The sequence below is a fragment of the Sporocytophaga sp. genome (assembly GCF_017745095.1).
GTDB lineage: Bacteria > Bacteroidota > Bacteroidia > Cytophagales > Cytophagaceae > Sporocytophaga.
Genome location: NZ_JAGHZZ010000008.1, coordinates 302,046 through 319,784 on the forward strand (window position 1 = coordinate 302,046; position 17,739 = coordinate 319,784).

The following is a 17,739-nucleotide window of genomic DNA, read 5'->3' on the forward strand; positions in this document are numbered from 1 at the left end:
ATCTTTTTAAAAAATAATCATTTTACAGAATCGTTACTTTCCGATTTTTGTCATGTCTCTTTATTGATTATGAAAATATCTGAGCACGAAATACCACTACTCATTAAACAAGGAAATGATAAAGAGGTAATTACGGAATTGTATAAAATTGTGTTCCCGAAAGTTAAAAAATATATAGTAAGACACAATGGTATAAAGGATGATGCCTATGACGTTTTTCAGGATGCCTTGCTTTATTTTTACAAGCAAGTAGTTGAAGACAGATTCAGTGATAAATATACGGTTTTTGGTTATGTTTATAGATTATCCATAAACCGCTGGCTGAACAAACTGAAAAAGGATCAGCGTGTAAATTTTACAAGTGAACTAGAAAGCAGCAACGGGATTGAATTTGACGAGGAGGAAAATAAATATCTTTCCATTTTGAAAGAAGGAGAAAACTTACTGGAAAAGTTATTTTCCAATATTGGTGAAAAATGTGTTGAGTTATTGACCTATACAATTTACTATGATTTAATGGCGGAAGACATTGCTCTTCGAATGGGATTTACATCGGAAGGTGCTGTTAAAATGCAGATCAAGCGGTGCAGGGAAAAGTTATATGCTGAAGCAGAAAAGGATCCATCAATATTAGAAAAAATAAGAGGATGAGGAGTGATAAGGAACATATAGATCTGCTGATTGAAAAATATACTAAGGGAAAACTGGCTGGCGAGAAGCTGGAGACTTTTGAAAAATTGCTTGCGGAGAATCCTGAGTTTAAAAGAAAAGCGGAGCTTGTTAAAGTTACCAACCAACTTGTAGTTCTGAACAGACTGAGTGAGGTGAATATCATGTTGAAAGCTGAGACCGCTTCATTGAAAAAGAAGGAAAATGGTAACAGCAACAAAGGAAAGTTCATATTAGGAATTTCTGCTCTGGCAATGCTTATTTCAATTGTAATCTTTATTTCACAAAGTGACAAGGAGTCAAGACCTGCAAGAATAATTAACAAAGATCAAAGAACAGTTGATAAATCAGCCTCTTCCGTTTTAACTCCTTTGCAAAAAAAGGAAATATGGATAAATAACGATCACAATAATAATGGAAACTCTAAGTCTGTTGAGGAGGAAAATCAGGAAGACATGATGTTATCTCCCGGGAAGATGATTGTAGACACTGTAAGTATCAATATGGAACACTCAGCAGATACTTCTGTAATACATAATATTCATCAACTTGAAGTTAAAAATGTAAAATCGAATCCAAGTCAGGCAGACAAAAAAATAGCATCCTGTGAAGGTATCAGGATCACAGTGGATTTAAAAACGGAAGGACCTTGCAGGGGAGAGCAGAACGGCCGGATCATGCTTAATAGGGTAAGGGGAGGCACAGAGCCTTATTCCTATGTATTGAACGGAAATGAGGAGAATTCTCAAGGTCAGTTTTCGGATCTGGTTGCCGGAAATTATCAGATAAAAATTACAGATCATAATGGATGTCATATAAGTTTGAATCAAGTGACGTTATCTGAAAGACGTTGCAGGAAAGATCTTGAATTTAGTCCTTCCCATGGAGAAGAACTTCAAATGCCTGTCTATGAAAAATCAGGTAATCTTAGCATCTTTGACAAAACAGGCAAACTTTATTATCAGCAAAGCATTCCTGCAAGAGAGAAATTCATGTGGAACGGATTGTCTAATTCAGGCGAGTTAATTGCGGGCTATTATGTGTTTGTGATCCAGTATGAGGATGGATCTGATGAAAAAGGTAGTATAACTATAGCACCATGAAACAATGCAGGATTTATTTCATTCTGTTATTTCTGCTTCCTTTTATAAAGGTTGCGGGACAGACTGTTTCTATACCTGACGCTAACCTTAAGGCATTCATTCTGGAAAAATTTCCTGCAGTACTTGATTCATCTCAAAATTTAAAAATCGCAGATGCAGCCCAGATTCCCGGTACCTTTAACTGCTCAGGTCGAAATATAAAGAATGCAGAAGGAATTCAATATTTCACCAATGTTTATGAAATTAACCTTTCTAACAATCAACTGAGCTTTCTCCCTGAGATGCCTTCTTTACCAAAGTTAATGTATCTTAGTGTTTCTGATAATCAGATTTATACTCTTCCTTCACTTGACGGTCTTAAAGGATTAATTTTTCTTGATGTCCGTCGTAATAAATTGAAAACGCTTCCTGACCTTTCAAAAAATGTTGCCCTTAATCATTTGAATGTACATTCGAATGAAATTGAGATACTTCCAAACCTTGATGCATTGGTAAACTTAACCTATCTGAATGTTGCCCTTAATAAGTTGATCCGTCTTCCTGATTTGCGCCATCAAAGCAATTTAACCAGTCTTATCTGTTGGGAAAACGAATTGGAAGAATTGCCTTCATTGGATCAATTAAATAATCTGATTCTATTGGATGCTTCAAAAAATAAGATCACCCGCCTCCCACCCTTTTCATCTGAAAGCAAAATTGAGAACTTATATATTGACAGAAATATTATGGATTCACTTCCTGATTTTTCAGTATACAAACATCTGAAAACAGTTAGGCTTTATGGTAACAGACTAACATTTCAAGATATTGTTCCACTCACTTCAATTGATAATTTTGATACTATTTTTCTTGTAACACCTCAGACCATTCTAAAAGTCGGAAAAAATATTGACGTACTGGAAACTGAAAAAGTGATTTTAAAGACCGGAATAGATACAGCTATCAGCGGGGTGATATATGAATGGATATGCAACGGGCAAATGATTCGTTCTTCTTCTGAAGATACCATTTCAGCTTCTACAGTAATAACTGCCAATACAGGATATTATTATTGCAACATTATACATCCAGCCTTTCCAGGACTCGTACTCCAAACGGATAGTTTTTTTGTAAAGGTACTTCCTTGTATCAATCTCTCTGATTTTTCAACTATAGTAACTTCCACCACCTGTATGAAGGCTGGCTCCTTAATTGTTTCTGCCTATAATCAGCCATACAGTAATCTTTTCTACATACTGACAAGCATCAGTACAGGAAAGATATTCACGTCTTCTAATGGTGTATTCAAAGATCTCAACGAGCCTGAATACAGGCTCACAGTAAAAGCTGGAAACAATTGCTCAAAACAATTGTCCAATACAATTTATATTCCCAAGGAAAATTGCAAGGATGTCTTTATAACTCCTAATGGAGATGGCGTGGATGATACCTTTTTCTTTCCCCAAACGGGCACAGCTACTATAACGGACAAATGGGGGGATCTGGTGAAAACTTTTTCTATTCCAGGCGAATGGAACGGAACAGGAGATTCGGGCATAGTTTCTCCCGGGCTATATCTTGTAAAGATAAATAATGGAGAGGTGATTAAAATATCAGTAGTTTATTGAAGTAATTATGTGTTAAAAGATTCAAATGTCATTTCTACTACTTTAACATCTTAAACTTATATTTAAAAGATGATTATTGATAGAATGCTTTTCAACCCTATTTACTCCACAAATACTATATATATTTTAATGGAAATGTAAATATATTTATATATGCATAATCCGTGAAATATCAGACTCCGCATTGCAATATCCTTATCAAAAGTTTTAATTCGCACAGTTAGCTCCTTTCCAACAGGTAAGTAATATTAGATCCATGGTCAACAGTGAGCATCATTGAACCAGTAATCTGAATTATTTTATCAGTTGAGTATAACTCGTTTTGTTGATAAAAATAAAAAGTTCCGGAGCCCAATCTAAACCTTTTAGAAATCAATCTAAGTAAGTTACAGGACTATTGAGGAGATCGATTTAGAACAAATCCTTATTCCCCACATAACCATTGAGCTCATTATTTACACAGGTTATAAGGTTGTCATTCTTTAATTTCTTTGCAGGTAATTTTCCTTTTAACAAAGGAGTAGTTAAGGGGTGAAGTATCAACTAACTCCTTTATATCTGGTCAATGTAATTCATAATCTGATTTAATAAAAAATTTATCATTGATAAGGTAATCAAGAATGAATCATTAGAGGAATATTATGAGATTGGGATAAATTAAAAAATTAAGGAAAATGTAATGGAGTTCTGATTAGACTCCTCATTCTCCATATAAATTCTATAATTTCCTAATTGGGCCCACAAAAAGTAAAAGCCTTCAAATTTGAAGGCTTTTTTGTTTAAAGTATGGGTAAAATTTCTTTTTTAGCCTTAGTTCTTAAGAACGAACTATTATCCTCTTTTCCATCCAATTGCATTATTTTCCTTATTTTTAATATTAATACATCAATGACTTTCTCATTTCAGAATAGTACTCTTTGATAAAGTATTACCAAGGAACTACTCCGGTTTCAGGATTATTTTCTTCACTAAAGAATTTTCCAGTCGGTCCGTCTTTATCAATCAGCGCATACTTTATAATTCGCTTCCCTGCATCCTCAACACTCCCTGGCCCACGATGACCGTTGAAATCCGTCTTTGTATATCCTGGGCAAACAGCATTTATTTTAAAGTCGCTATCCCTTAGTTCGTAAGCCAATACAACTGTATACATATTCATTGCTGATTTTGAAGAAAGATAAACAGCTCCTTTGTAGTCATAATATTTGTATGACGGGTCGCTGTGCAAAGTAATTGAACCTTGACTTGAACTTACATTTACAATACGAGGCTCAGAAGATTTCTTCAATAAATCAATAAATGCTTGTGTAACTCTTACGACCCCATAAACATTTGCATCGTATGCATTTTTGAACTGTTCGATGGTTGAATCAAGTGCCGCCTGTGGATAGCCACCATAAATGCCAGCATTATTAATAAGTATGTCCAGCACTTTGGTTTTCTTACCTATTTCTGTACGGGCATTTTTTACAGATTCATCATCTGTAATGTCAAGCTGAATAACCTCTACATTACTTAATCCCTCCGACTTTAATTTATTCACGGCTTCCATACCGTTTTCTAGATTACGACTGCCGAGGTAAACATAAACTCCTTTTTGAGCGAGTTGCCGTGCAACTTCAAAGCCAATGCTTTTATTAGCTCCTGTTACTAATGCTGATTTCATTTTTTTATAAATTAGTTAGGCAAAAGTAGCTAGCTGAAAAGCAGAGGAGATGGACAAATCAATTTATTATCTTGACGAATCTTGCTGAGCTTTTAAAAACTCACTTATGCTTTTACCTGTGCATTTTTTAAAAAGGCGTGAAAAGTAATCAGGGTCATTAAAGCCTAATTCATAAGCTAATTCTTTTACAGAAAGAGTTGAGTAATTTAATTTTCGCTGTGCTTCAATCATTAAACGATTGGTAAAAAAATCCTTCGGCGAAACTCCCGAATATTCTTTTACAATCCGATATAAGCTGTTTGTAGTTAATGCCAGTTTTTCGGCTATGACATTAACAGAAGGTTGTTCGGCAAGATGGGTTTCCACGACTAATTTGAACTCAATAAACTTTGACAGATTCGTGTTTAAAATAGTAAGTGGTTCTTTGTTTTTGAAGTAAGCACTGTTTAATTCTACTAATAGTAAGTTCAGGTAAGCTAATATTATTTCTGTGTCGGGTGGATATTTATCTATGTGAAGTATCTGATTTAATATTTCAAAAACTTTTCTTACTCTCTCCCTTGCCGGATTATCAAAAATTATAGTTTGTGAATTAAAAGGATTAACTAAAAAAGGAAAATGTTGTGGTAGCAATGCCAATGTATTTTCATCAAATAGTACCTTGTAATATTTAAGATTAGCAGTTTTGGGTGGAGGTGTAAAAACTTGATTAGGCATTGCAAAAAGCAAATGGCCGTCAGTAAGAGTGATATTTTGTAAATCCAAATTGTAGGTAACAGAGCCGCTGTCTATTAACACTATAAAATAAGAAGTTAACCTACGAGGTTGTAGAAGCTTTTGCTGAATATCAGCAGAAAGATAAGGATTGTTGTTTGAGACAATCTTAATACTCAACTTATCGTTTTCTAAACCCTCAGATTTTCCGTTTGTATCTTGCATGTTGGCTGTTCAATGTTAGTAGGGCTACGCTCTATGATGACCGTTAATATCTCAATGTACGCATTTCGTTAATGTTATTAGACTCAAGCCTGTGACAGAACTCAAATGCTGTTTTTTAAAAACTCCTTACTTCTGAAATATTATTTTCCCTTAATATAACCAATACTGTCAGTCACGTCGCCCATTATTACATTTGTTTCTATTAAATTTCCCTTTACAGGGACAGAACAATTTTTATTTTTAACATCATTAGATTTCACCTTAATTGAATCTTCAGCCAGAACTGGTTTACCCATAACAGATTCAATTAATGTATCAGCACCAGGACTTTGATGTATAGTACCAGAACTATCTTTTGCATCCTTCTTCTGAAGCTCTATCTCTCCGGTTGTCCTGCTTTGGCACCCCAACATAACAAGAAGAATTCCAACTATAAAATTTAATGAGTTTTTTAATATGCGTATTGAAAATCTAGTATCTATAAATACAAGAAAATTATTCAACACCTTTTCTATATAAGATTGCTTATTAACAACCTGATCTGACTTGAAATAACCACAGACTCTTCGCTCAGAGTTTTGTCTTATATAATTTAATATCTCTTCTTCCTTTGCATTAGTAAAATCAACAACAACCTTGTCACATAAGTCGCAATGCTTCCCATACTCTCTCGGCTCCATTTTATTCCAGTCCTCATTACAAGGTTTTTTTATAATTAAATTCTTGGACATAAATTAATTAGATTAAAACTCACTCTTTAACAATTCTTGGCACTTAAATAGAAATTGCTTTAAATATATCTATACGAAAAAGCGTGCAAATAGATAGCTTTTGTAAAGATGTATTTATCTTTCAGTCAAGAATTCTTCTAAAATAGAATTTACATTAAACAATAAAAAGGAGTATTAAAAAATTGATCGAAAAAATACTCAACAAACCATTTCAAAAATTTCAACAATAAATAAACTAAACCAGTCTTAATTTCATACCATGTTCACTTTCACTATACAAGGGATGGTTCTTCATTTTATGAATCATTTTAAATAAAAACTCCATCATCTTTTCCCTTTTATCATTTTCGTTATTCAACCTGCCTTGAATAATATCTGTACTCACATCAAATATCAGTGCGTTTAAGGAAGCTATTTCTGCAGGAGTAATTCCTAACTCAACTCCTAGTATTGATAAATGGAAAGAGTAGTTTCTTAACCATTGAATCAATTGTTCATCTTCTTTTGGTATAAAGTTCATGATTAAAGTTTTATGATATTACTCCCAACTCCCCAGCACAGAGAAACTAACACTATCATTCTTGGTCTCCATATCTATCGGATAAATAATCTTATATTCTTTCATATCTATCTTGCTGGATGCTATAAAACCTATTGAATCTCCCCACAATTGAATACTGATATGATCTTCCTTATACAAATGTATTTTCACTGGTTTATCTAATGCAAACAATGCAGGAAGCGTAAAATCACTTGGATACTTCCCGGTTGTACCTATTACACTATTACCTGAATTTCCATTAACAACTTTAATGGTCAGATATTGGGAAGGGATATTCACCTTTCTGAAAGAATTCAGTTTAACAGTTTTCATGGTAAAAATATACCTATCCTTTTTGCAGCTCACAGACAAAAACATTATAATTAGAAGTATCCAGATCCTACGCATGTTTATTTTAATATTTTAGTTATCATACTGATATAGTAAACCTATCCATCATACATTCCACAACAACATGTTATCAAAAAGGAGAAGGTTGGTTCTTCGTTAGAGCCATAATTGTCCTGTTAATATATGGAAACAACGCAACGATTATAATTGTAAAAACAAGCATCAGACATATCATCTCATAATAATCAATCGCAAATCTTATCTGGGTCTGAACATTTAAAGAGCTAACAAGCATCTTATTACTTAACTTGGAGGTCTTAGTTACCACAGCACCATGAGTGGACAGCACATGATTGATTTTTTGAAGAGATTGAATCAGGACTGGATTTTGCTTTGATACGTGCTCTTGAAAGGTATTGTAATGAGTACCTTTTGAAAGCAACTCGAAATAATTAATCAAAGCAATACTCAGGTAAAAACCCAAACATCTCATAAATAAACAAATCCCTGCTGCAGATGCACTGAGTTTCTCAGGGACTGACGCTACAACATATATTATTGTGGGAGTCATAATCAAACCAACCCCTAATCCTTGAAGGATCAGGGGAATGAAAAACTCGCTTTCATTTGCCTGAGGAGTAAACAACCAAATCATCCAAAAATGAAAGACAAGCAATATCGAAAAACCATAAATCCATAAAAGCCTAATGGGGCGTTTTTCAAGTACAAAGGCACAAGAAATTACTACTCCTGTAACAATACCAGCTATATTCAATAAGGTAATATATCCAATATTTATTGGATCAAACTTCAATACAGTTTGAAAGTAATTCGTAGTGATACCAAAGGCAAAGCGACATATATAAAATATCAACATAAGAAAGAGCCCCACTTTAAAGTTCCTAAACCGAAAGACTTCCAGATTAAAATAAGGACGTTTCGCAAATACCTGTCTTATCACAAATAAAATCAAAACGATAAAGATAGACACAACGCACCCAAGAATTTCAGGATCTTCAAGCCAATAGTATTGCTGACCATAAACCATTATATACCCTACTAAACACAGGAAAACAGCATAGAATAAAAAACTTTCCCAATCAAGTTTATATAATGGAAACTTTACATTAATTCTGACGTCATTCATTAGCAGCAAAAGCAAACCCAGAGCTGGTAAATAAGAATACATAGTACACTTATAGAGTGAGTTAAAATTGAATGAATCTACAATTTCTGAGGTGGCAAAATTATTAAATGGTATCATACAGACCAGCATACCAAAAAATATTGAATAGCCTACTGTTCTTGCCTTGTCAGAATGAAGCCTCATAAATATCAAAGTCAGAGCAAGATTGACAGTCATGGTAAATGCCATTCCCTGAATAAACCTGAATATAAACAATATCACTGTTTCATCCGTCACAAAACATATATAAGAGCTCAGCAACTGAACAAATGTAATAATCACAAAATATTCCTTTACAGCTAGGAAGCTGAAGAACCTTCTTTCAAGAGAAAAAAAACTTGCATAACCTGCATAAAATAAAACCACTGAATAATACACATCATAAGTCTCCATACCTGTATTACCTGCAGAAGCATTTAAGTTAGTCAGAGGAAGAAAAAAAAGAACAAGCCCGGGTAGAAGGACCATAAACAATGTAACTTTCACTAACCATTCAGGCACCCACTCTTTAAACAAGAAACTTTTCTCCACCATATCTTTTTACTTTTTTGCAACTGAAACATTCACGTTCATTCCTGCTTTAAGAAGATTGACATCTTTCTTATCCCCCGTCACTCGTATTCGCACAGGAATACGTTGAACAATCTTTACATAATTGCCTGTAGAATTATCGGGAGGAAGCAAAGAAAAACTAGAACCGGTAGAAGGAGAAAGTGAAATTATTATGCCTTTAAATATCCTATCAGGAAAAGCATCTGCAGTAAACTGAGCTGTATCTCCTATATCCATTGACTTGATTTGAGTTTCTTTATAGTTAGCCACTACCCATTTATCTGTCTCCCTGTTTACTATATAACCCAGAATCTCCCCTACATCAATCATCTGTCCTTTTTCTATAGTTCTCCGCCCCATAACACCATCATAAGATGCTGTAATGACCGTATATGAAACATCAAGCTTATGTCTTTCAAGTAAGGCTTCTAATCTCTTTATCTCTGCTCTCACCACATCCTTCTGGGCTATAGCATCCTCTACCTGGGAAACTGAGGCTTCATAATCCTCTTCAGCAGACAGTCTTTCAGCCTTGGATACATTATATGCGGCTTCAACAGCTTCCAAATGTTGCTGAGTAGCTGATTCAGTAGCTAGTAGTTTTTTATATCTAGTAAACTCTAATTCTTTTTTCCAAAGTTCAGCGTCAGCTACAGCTATTCTTGCAAATTTAACCTGGGAACTTCTTTTCAATGTTTCCATTCTTACTTCCAACACTTTTAACTGTGCACGGACATTCATTAAAGCAGCCTCTGTCTGTGCTTGTTGTATTTTATACTCCCTATCATCTATCAGCAGCAATGTGTCGCCTTTTTTTACAGGCTGATTTTCATCGAATTTTACTTCTACAATAAATCCTCCAGAACGAGAAATGATGGGATTGATATATTCCTGCACCTGAGCATCATTGGTTGTTTCATTGTTATACAAATCCCAAAGCGTAATAGCTCCCCAGATAAATAAAACAACTCCTATCCCTCCTGCTATCCATGCAGTAATCTTGGTGATCAATTGATCCGTTGAAGTATATTGACTTGCCTTTTTCATTAAAGATTACCTAATATGTTTTGTAGCTTATAGTATTGAATCTGTGCATCCATTCGAGACGAAGCATATTCAAATTGAGTTTGCAGCGCTTGAATATCCGCATCCAATAAATCTGTTATTAAAGCAGCCTGGTTAAAAAAGTTATTCTTTACTATCCTTGCATTTTCGGCAGCCTGATCAATATTCGCCTTAGCAACATTAATCCTTACAAGCGATTCCCGGAACCTTAGCAAAGCTTCGTAAACGTCTTGCCTAATCTTATCTTCTGTATCATGATGTTCCAATTCTTCTTTCTTCAGATTTAAACGAGCCAGTTTATTTTTGGGTCTATTGATATATATTTCAGAAACAGGCAGACGGGCTTTAATCCCCACTACTCCTAGTGTATAGTTACTCGGTGAATAAGGGAAAAGAAATATCTGAGGATTGGCGAGCCAGAAATCACCGTACAAACCGACCTTCGGCCTAACGGCTGCTTTAGTATATTGGAGCTGAATATGACTGATCTTTTCTTTCTTTTCTGATATGTGGTAAATAAAAGATTTTGACATTGCTTCTTCCAGATAAGACTCATAAGATTTTAAAGAAATTAATTCAGGATTGATAATCTCTTTCGGTAAAACAGCAACAGTATCAGCAAGCCCTATAAGTATATTCAACTTTTGATTTGCTATTGCAATATTATTTTCAATCTGCACCAGTAGCAACTTCTGATTGGATAGTTTCAATTCTACCCTTAGAGCATCACTCTTCAAAACCACGCCATTAGTAAGTAATTCTCTAATCTCTGCAAGTTGCTTCTCCTGATTCTCAATATCTTTTATCATTAATTCTTTAAAAATCAAATTACGCATAAGGTTTAAATAATAAACAGAAGCCTGTAACTTGATATCTGAAACAGTATACTTTCTTTGCTCTATAGCTATTTCATATAAGAGCTTTCGTTTGTCCACAGATAGGTTCAATTTATTTCCATCATAAAGATTAAGATAAAAATCGGTACCTAACCTGTATAAAGTGTGAATCACTTCATGCTGCTCAGGCTTATTTAAAAGGCCATTGGTATACATGGCAAGATTGGTTGCATGTTCTATATGCCCACTGAATTGTATCTCCGGAAGTCTCTCATATTGTATCTCCCTGACTTCCTCCTTTCCAATCGCCTCTTCAAAATGAGATAACTCAATCTTTTTACTATTCTCAAGTGCTTTCTCCCACACATTATCCATGTAAAGAGGAATGGCTGTATTAAGAGAATCTTGTGATAAAACAGGGATGGAAATGGAAATTAAAATAAGAATACTTAAGATACTTATTTCTCTAAGACAGATAAACATTCTATAACTATTTACGCTGTAAAGTTATTTGTCTTTTATTATTCAATTTTATCCAAAATAGACTAATATTAGTTGATTCCAGCCAAACGAGTATTTTAAAAATTTTGTAAAATTTTCCATTCCTTATAGAAGATGTTTTTATAGATTGCATCGTTCTTCATTATATAATATCATCATAATAATATGAGTCTGATTGCAAGTTTACCGGATATAGACAAGCGTCCCGCATCGGTATATGTCATGCATGAACGATCAGAAAAATATATTCCTAATCATAAACATGCAAAGGGGCAATTGTCTTATGTTGAAGGAGGAATAGCTTATCTTGAAATCGGAAACAGAAGGTATGTAATACCAGCAAGACATTATTTCTGGATTCCTACAGGATTATCTCATGTATTGAAAATAGGACATTCAGGAACTGTTCTAAGATCGTTATTTTTCTACACTCATGATGATATGACCTCACCATTTTATTCTCAGATGGGAATTTATCCAATAAATGATCTTTTGATGCAGATGATAAAATATTCTGAGCCCTGGGACGGCCATATTTTACCAGGTGATAACAGATTTTTATTTCTATCAGCCATAAAAAACATTTTGCCAGAAATCAGTTCTAAAAAAATCCCGATTGCTTTACCTTTCACAGAACATGAAAGGATGCTTCCTATACTCAAATATCTGGAGAAAAATATCGGTGAAACACATTCACTTGAAAGTATCAGTCACAGATTTGGTATCAGTGAAAGATCATTATCAAGGCTCTTTCAACAAACACTAAATATGTCATTTCTTCAATACTTAAAACTTCTGCGTATGGTAAGGTCAATTGAATTAATGCTACAAACCAATCTATCACTAAGTGAAATTGCATATACTGTAGGGTATCAAAGTCTTGCATCATTTAGCAGTACTTTTTTAAAATTAACCAACTACAGACCATCTGATTTCAAGAAAGAAAAATAAAGATACTTCTATTCAATTGATCCAGAATTTATCGGGCCATTCTATGGACACTTCAGCAAGCTCAGGCATAACAAATAATATTTTTTTATTCTCTATCTTTTCTATTAAACTAGCAAATAAAACATGCTCTTCAAATCGAAGATGATTTTCCAATATCTCTTCAATTAGACTAAGTGACTCTTCAAGGCTATCATTTTTTCCAAATAGCCTTTTTAATTTCCTATGCTCAGCAACTGCTCTTTTTACCATAAGATTATCCTTTTCAAAAACTGCAAAAATAAATTTCTCTTCCAGCTCAAAATGTGGCTTTAGATATTCATGATAAAATAAGTCTGTATAAATCTTAATTCTCTTAGTTGGTACCCTTTGTAAAAGCCCACTCCTTATTCGGTAACACGATTCAAAAATGAAATGGTGTTCAGTTTTCAAATGGTCCAATATTTGACCACATTCAAAAATTTTATTTGACATTGAATGTAACAGTTAAATTTTAAATATTATTGACGTTTGTAATATCATCCCCTATCATCTGGTCTATGTAGTAAGGGAAAATTACTATTTCATTCCCGGTTCTTTGTCATTTAATCTAAAGAGTTTTAAACCGAATGCTAATAGACACAAAATCTTTATTCCCTCTAGAGCGAAATAACAAATGGAACTGTTTAGATAATAACTATTCCTTCCGATAATAAAAATTACAAAATCATTGTTGACATAGGAAAAAACCTTTGAAGTCTGAATACTAAGGATAAGAAATGGAATAATAAATAAAGAATATAAAGGGAAGACCTCCTCTATACTTGTGTAATAAGTAGTTCCAATAATCAATAACACAAAGAACCATTCAAGATTAGTCATTGTATTGTAGATCAGTTCCGACAAAAAAGAGTCAATAGGAATCGATACTATTGAGGGCTTAAACTCAATCCATATTTCCAGAAAATCTAAAGCAAAGACAAATCCTAGCCAAAGAAAAACACTCATCAGAACAATAGGGTATTTCACAGTTACCATATAGCATAATATTTATTGCATACTTAGTAATTGTAAATATATCCGACATTATGCTCTCTATGTTATTCAAAATAGACTAAATATAGCTTAATCTCGCCAACGTACATTTCATTGACCTTTCTGTTTTATAGGAAGATTAACTTTGTATAAGGCCAGGTATTGAGCACCAAAATAATTGAATTGATTTTTATGTTTAAAGGAAGTACAAATATCAGAGATGAATATAAAATATGCCTTCGGATGAAATATAAAGAAATACAAAAAGCTATTCTCCTTTTATCAGACCGTCAAGAGCCTTGGTAACTTTGGGTTTGCTAATATCTTTTAATGTATACTGATTAAGATATTCATAAAAAGTGGACAATGCGCTTTTCAGAACAGATTTAAAGCCACAGCTGTCAGCGAGTATGCAAGGCGGTGTATCACAATCGACTAGTTCTTCCTCCATTTCAAGTAAGCGAATAAGGTTACCAATTTTATATGTTTCAGGTTTGTCTGCCAAGTATAAGCCTCCTCCTCTTCCTCGCTGGGCATCAAGTATTTTATTATTAGAAAGAAACTGAACCACTTTAGCCACATGATTTCTAGAAATTCCAAACCTTTCAGACAACTCCGTAATGGTGGTTGCTGGCATGTTTGAAGGCTTTCGTGACATATACATAAGTATACGCAGCCCATAATCGGTAAATTGGTTCAGCTTCACTTCTTTATATTCTAATTTATATTCAATGTCTGAGGACCAAATTCCTCAAAAAAGACATGCTCACTATTCACTCCCAATGATGCAAGATCTTTTATTGCCTTTTCAAGAAATAGTTTGGGACCACAAATATAATAATCCGCTCCGGGTAATAATATTGTTTCTTTTACTTCAGATAGTTCCACTCTTCCTTTTTTAACTTTATTATCTGAACTAGAGCAATCATCATAAAACACTATATGTTCTAACCAGTCAAATTTTCTATCTAAGGCGCTGACCTCATTTTTAAATGCATGAACATTGGCAGAGCGACAACCATGAATCCATTTGACTTCGCGTTTCTCCGATTCACCAGCAAGATACTCCAACATTGACATAAATGGTGTCTGCCCTATGCCACCACTGATAAGAACAACTGGTCCCTTGTTCTCCAGATTTAACACAAATTCACCTGCAGGAGGAGTGGCTTCAACAATGTCACCTTCACCCAAAGTGTTATGGAGATAATTTGAAATTATTCCATCCTCTTTAGCTAAGCCATGACCAACTTCTTTTTTAACCGAAATCCTGTAATATTTATTACCTGGAGCTGACGAAATACTATATTGTCTAGGTTGAAACAGTCCTAGCTCTTTTACAAAAGCCCTGATGCTTAGATATTGTCCAGGCTTATGCAATGCGACTTCCTTCTCATCCTCAGGATACAGATAAAAAGATGAAATTTCATCAGACTCCAGAACTTTCTTCTTTATAACAAACTTTCTCCATCCATTCCAACTTCCCGGAATAGAGCCCTTTTCAATGTAAATTGATTTTTCAAGATTAATCATTATGTCTGCTAGGATTTTATAAGCTTTCCCCCAAGCAGCAATGAGTTCATCTGAAGCTCCGTCTCCAAGAACCTCTTTTATCGAAGCCAATAAATTTTCCCCTACTATTGCATACTGTTCCGCAGTAATGAGCAAACTTGTATGCTTCTCTCCTATATGTTTTAATACAGGTAACAAGACACCTGGATTTTCGATATTTTCAGCATATGCAAGTACAGAATTAGCCAATGCAGTCTGTTGTGTTTCGTTTTTCTGATTTCCCATATTAAAGATATTTTTTAACTCAGGATTCAGCCTAAACATTCTCTGATAAAAATGTTTGGTCAACAATAGACCGTGTTCCTTTAATATAGGAACTGTTCCTTTTATTAAATCGATTTCAGATTTTGTTAACATATTTTCGAAATTTTTTAAAGTTGCATCAAATATACCTCTTTAAAGTTGCATGAAAAATGCCATTTAAAATTTTTAAAAATGATATTTATCATTTTTTAGCCCTGATTATAATAAACTCCAATCAGTCAATAGTGAGAACTTAATTCCGTCTTGTGAAACAAAACTTGAGATTCAATTTTTAAAAAAAGACATCTGAATATTTCCCTTATAAAAGGATAAAAAAAATGGGTAGCCTGCACAGACAGGCTACCCATTTATATCTTTCTCAGATGACTTTTATCTCACCTTTATCATTCTATAAATTTCTGAAGACCCAGATTCATACTGAACTTTCATGATGTAGGTACCATTAGCATAATTACTTCCTAAATCCAAGGTTTGTCCTGGAGCTACAGATTCTTTTGATTCCATCGGCTCGCCATATAAGTTTAGTATTTCAAGAGATTTAATCTGCTGTGATACCTTAAATGCAAATGAACTGCTGCTTGGATTTGGAAAGAGATTTTCAGCAGCACCATATACAGGCTTCGAAAACAAACCATCCACAGAATTTACCGTGATTGTTCTTAGAGATGATCCAAATGCTCCTTTTGCATCAGTAGCAACAGCTTTAATCGTATGGACCCCAGAAGGAATATCTGTCCAATTTACCTCGTATGAATCAGATGGTGCATTAACACTTCCAATTAAAGTATTACCCATATAGAAATCAACTTTAACTATGTTACCATTAGGGTCCACTGCATTGGCTTTTAATATTAGATTTTCAGGAGAAACTACTGTTGTATCCTGAGTAGGGGAAACCAGAGTTACTTTTGGTGATTGGTTGCAAGCGACAAAATTATCAGCTGGAGAAGACATATTTGCCTTTATATAAGTACCTGAGGCCGACAAATTTGTCCATTTACCCGATGCACAGGAATTTGGCGCCAGAAGGGCTGAAGCTTCTGGTTTGTCCGCAAAACTCCACACAATCCAGCTCAGCTTGTACTTTCTCATCCAAATAATCCAGTCATCAAAGGTTGTAAACCATGTATCACCGTTACCAGAAGCGTCAGTTGTACCACACTCTGAAACGAATATTGCTATTCCTTTGGCAAGGGCATTCTCAGCCACTTTCATTAAACTTGTATAATGTGTACCAGCATAAAAATGTAAGGCATACATTATATTTTCATATTGAAGTGGAGATGCAGCAGCCTTATCCACTTCTTGACTATGAGAAGGTGTTCCAACAATGATGATAGTATTCGGGGCTATTTCCCTGATTTTTGGGATTACTACATCTGCATACGCTTTGACCCTAGCCCAATTCACTCCATCTCCATTTGGTTCATTACATATCTCAAATAAAACATGCTTCTTATTTCCGTGCTTTGAAGCCATGTAAGTCCAAAAATCAGTTGCATCAGTAACATTGTTGTATGGATCTCCTGGATTCAGAACGTGCCAGTCAATCAAACAATATACACCTAAAGCTCCGCATTTATCAACCCAGGTATCAATGTAAGATTTCCAATATGTAGGATTAGTTAAATAGCCTTGTTCCGACTTTTGCACATACATTGCAAGTCGGTATATATCCATTCCCCAATTATCGGTAAGTTCTTTTAAGGCATTATCTTTAGTACAATTTGGAAACCATTGCAATCCATGTGAACTAATTCCCCTTAGCGCAACTGGGTTCCCACATTCATTGCTTAGCTGATTGCCGATTAGCTTTAACCTTCCATTTATAGCCACAGGAGATCCCGCAGGATATTGAGCATAAGAACTTAGGCTGGTACTTATGAAAATAAAAAAGAATAAAAGCTGAATTTTAGTTATAAATTTCATCCTGGTATTTTTTAATTTATTGAATAATTTAAAGAATAATCTTGTATTTTCCAATCAGAATAAATTGTACTGAGAAGAGGAACTGAACCATTCGAGAGAAGGTAAGAGTAAATAAAAAAATCCCCCAAAAACATCAACACCATAAAAAACAACAACTTATAAAAATAAAACCATTTTAAAAGGAGATAGTATAACCAGAATCCTCTTTAGTAAACCTTGTATTTTTCAAATACATCATTGAACTTCTCCAAATAAAAGGTTTAAA

General features: G+C 34.2%; 17 protein-coding genes. 4 read left to right on the plus strand and 13 right to left on the minus strand.

Annotated features, from left to right (window positions below):
• Positions 1-69 precede the first annotated feature (69 nt).
• Genes J7604_RS14430 through J7604_RS14440 form a run of 3 tightly spaced genes read left to right on the plus strand, consistent with a single transcriptional unit; the run spans position 70 to position 3,379 of the window.
• Positions 70-651: a sigma-70 family RNA polymerase sigma factor gene (locus tag J7604_RS14430; RefSeq protein ID WP_293897037.1), complete on the plus strand. Its 582-nt coding sequence runs from the start codon at positions 70-72 to the stop codon at positions 649-651.
• On the plus strand, positions 648-1,772 hold the full coding sequence (locus J7604_RS14435; protein WP_293897038.1) for a hypothetical protein: 1,125 nt from the start codon (positions 648-650) through the stop codon (positions 1,770-1,772). Before J7604_RS14430 ends, J7604_RS14435 begins: the two co-directional genes overlap by 4 nt.
• Complete coding sequence (locus tag J7604_RS14440; RefSeq protein ID WP_293897039.1) at positions 1,769-3,379, plus strand: hypothetical protein; 1,611 nt, start codon at positions 1,769-1,771, stop codon at positions 3,377-3,379. The genes J7604_RS14435 and J7604_RS14440 overlap by 4 nt, the downstream gene beginning before the upstream one ends.
• A gap of 928 nt (positions 3,380-4,307) precedes the next feature.
• Here the strand turns inward: J7604_RS14440 and J7604_RS14445 are convergent.
• From J7604_RS14445 to J7604_RS14480, 8 genes are all read right to left on the minus strand, one after another.
• Positions 4,308-5,045 (minus strand): SDR family oxidoreductase, encoded by a 738-nt coding sequence (locus tag J7604_RS14445; RefSeq protein ID WP_293897040.1) that lies wholly within the window; start codon positions 5,043-5,045, stop codon positions 4,308-4,310.
• 66 nt (positions 5,046-5,111) lie between these two features.
• Entirely contained in the window at positions 5,112-5,984 is an 873-nt protein-coding gene (locus J7604_RS14450) for an AraC family transcriptional regulator (protein WP_293897041.1), read from the minus strand.
• 140 nt (positions 5,985-6,124) lie between these two features.
• Positions 6,125-6,715 carry a hypothetical protein gene (locus J7604_RS14455; protein ID WP_293897042.1) on the minus strand — a complete coding sequence of 197 codons (591 nt, stop codon included), beginning with the start codon at positions 6,713-6,715 and terminating at the stop codon, positions 6,125-6,127.
• A 235-nt stretch (positions 6,716-6,950) separates the two neighbouring features.
• On the minus strand, positions 6,951-7,235 hold the full coding sequence (locus J7604_RS14460; RefSeq protein ID WP_293897043.1) for a hypothetical protein: 285 nt from the start codon (positions 7,233-7,235) through the stop codon (positions 6,951-6,953).
• A gap of 18 nt (positions 7,236-7,253) precedes the next feature.
• A complete protein-coding gene (locus J7604_RS14465) occupies positions 7,254-7,589 on the minus strand; it encodes a hypothetical protein (RefSeq protein ID WP_293897044.1) in 336 nt (111 codons plus the stop codon).
• Positions 7,590-7,737: 148 nt separating this feature from the next.
• Complete coding sequence (locus J7604_RS14470; RefSeq protein ID WP_293897045.1) at positions 7,738-9,327, minus strand: hypothetical protein; 1,590 nt, start codon at positions 9,325-9,327, stop codon at positions 7,738-7,740.
• A 6-nt stretch (positions 9,328-9,333) separates the two neighbouring features.
• Positions 9,334-10,392 (minus strand): HlyD family secretion protein, encoded by a 1,059-nt coding sequence (locus tag J7604_RS14475; RefSeq protein ID WP_293897046.1) that lies wholly within the window; start codon positions 10,390-10,392, stop codon positions 9,334-9,336.
• Positions 10,392-11,729, minus strand: coding sequence for a TolC family protein (locus J7604_RS14480; RefSeq protein ID WP_293897047.1), 1,338 nt, complete (start codon positions 11,727-11,729; stop codon positions 10,392-10,394). The genes J7604_RS14475 and J7604_RS14480 overlap by 1 nt, the downstream gene beginning before the upstream one ends.
• A 183-nt stretch (positions 11,730-11,912) precedes the next feature.
• On the opposite strand from J7604_RS14480, the gene J7604_RS14485 reads away from it, so the two are divergent.
• The gene (locus J7604_RS14485) at positions 11,913-12,698 is read left to right on the plus strand and encodes a helix-turn-helix domain-containing protein (RefSeq protein ID WP_293897048.1); all 786 of its coding nucleotides are present in this window, start codon (positions 11,913-11,915) and stop codon (positions 12,696-12,698) included.
• 12 nt (positions 12,699-12,710) lie between these two features.
• Here J7604_RS14485 and J7604_RS14490 read toward each other — a convergent pair whose 3' ends face one another.
• From J7604_RS14490 to J7604_RS14510, 5 genes are all read right to left on the minus strand, one after another.
• Entirely contained in the window at positions 12,711-13,169 is a 459-nt protein-coding gene (locus J7604_RS14490; RefSeq protein WP_293897049.1) for a hemerythrin domain-containing protein, read from the minus strand.
• A gap of 84 nt (positions 13,170-13,253) precedes the next feature.
• Positions 13,254-13,712, minus strand: coding sequence for a hypothetical protein (locus J7604_RS14495; RefSeq protein ID WP_293897050.1), 459 nt, complete (start codon positions 13,710-13,712; stop codon positions 13,254-13,256).
• 265 nt (positions 13,713-13,977) lie between these two features.
• Positions 13,978-14,415 carry an Rrf2 family transcriptional regulator gene (locus J7604_RS14500; RefSeq protein WP_293897051.1) on the minus strand — a complete coding sequence of 146 codons (438 nt, stop codon included), beginning with the start codon at positions 14,413-14,415 and terminating at the stop codon, positions 13,978-13,980.
• An 11-nt stretch (positions 14,416-14,426) separates the two neighbouring features.
• Positions 14,427-15,638: an NO-inducible flavohemoprotein gene (gene hmpA / locus J7604_RS14505; RefSeq protein WP_293897052.1), complete on the minus strand. Its 1,212-nt coding sequence runs from the start codon at positions 15,636-15,638 to the stop codon at positions 14,427-14,429.
• A gap of 276 nt (positions 15,639-15,914) precedes the next feature.
• A complete protein-coding gene (locus J7604_RS14510) occupies positions 15,915-17,474 on the minus strand; it encodes a cellulase family glycosylhydrolase (RefSeq protein WP_293897053.1) in 1,560 nt (519 codons plus the stop codon).
• Positions 17,475-17,739 lie beyond the last annotated feature (265 nt).

Coding starts and splice junctions, on each gene's coding strand:
- hmpA (WP_293897052.1), bottom strand. CDS start 15,638: ATGTTAACAAAATCTGAAATCGATTTAATAAAAGGAACAGTTCCTATA.
- J7604_RS14490 (WP_293897049.1), bottom strand. CDS start 13,169: ATGTCAAATAAAATTTTTGAATGTGGTCAAATATTGGACCATTTGAAA.
- J7604_RS14510 (WP_293897053.1), bottom strand. CDS start 17,474: ATGAAATTTATAACTAAAATTCAGCTTTTATTCTTTTTTATTTTCATA.
- J7604_RS14450 (WP_293897041.1), bottom strand. CDS start 5,984: ATGCAAGATACAAACGGAAAATCTGAGGGTTTAGAAAACGATAAGTTG.
- J7604_RS14460 (WP_293897043.1), bottom strand. CDS start 7,235: ATGAACTTTATACCAAAAGAAGATGAACAATTGATTCAATGGTTAAGA.
- J7604_RS14480 (WP_293897047.1), bottom strand. CDS start 11,729: ATGTTTATCTGTCTTAGAGAAATAAGTATCTTAAGTATTCTTATTTTA.
- J7604_RS14485 (WP_293897048.1), top strand. CDS start 11,913: ATGAGTCTGATTGCAAGTTTACCGGATATAGACAAGCGTCCCGCATCG.
- J7604_RS14440 (WP_293897039.1), top strand. CDS start 1,769: ATGAAACAATGCAGGATTTATTTCATTCTGTTATTTCTGCTTCCTTTT.
- J7604_RS14445 (WP_293897040.1), bottom strand. CDS start 5,045: ATGAAATCAGCATTAGTAACAGGAGCTAATAAAAGCATTGGCTTTGAA.
- J7604_RS14465 (WP_293897044.1), bottom strand. CDS start 7,589: ATGAAAACTGTTAAACTGAATTCTTTCAGAAAGGTGAATATCCCTTCC.
- J7604_RS14495 (WP_293897050.1), bottom strand. CDS start 13,712: ATGGTAACTGTGAAATACCCTATTGTTCTGATGAGTGTTTTTCTTTGG.
- J7604_RS14455 (WP_293897042.1), bottom strand. CDS start 6,715: ATGTCCAAGAATTTAATTATAAAAAAACCTTGTAATGAGGACTGGAAT.
- J7604_RS14475 (WP_293897046.1), bottom strand. CDS start 10,392: ATGAAAAAGGCAAGTCAATATACTTCAACGGATCAATTGATCACCAAG.
- J7604_RS14470 (WP_293897045.1), bottom strand. CDS start 9,327: ATGGTGGAGAAAAGTTTCTTGTTTAAAGAGTGGGTGCCTGAATGGTTA.
- J7604_RS14435 (WP_293897038.1), top strand. CDS start 648: ATGAGGAGTGATAAGGAACATATAGATCTGCTGATTGAAAAATATACT.
- J7604_RS14430 (WP_293897037.1), top strand. CDS start 70: ATGAAAATATCTGAGCACGAAATACCACTACTCATTAAACAAGGAAAT.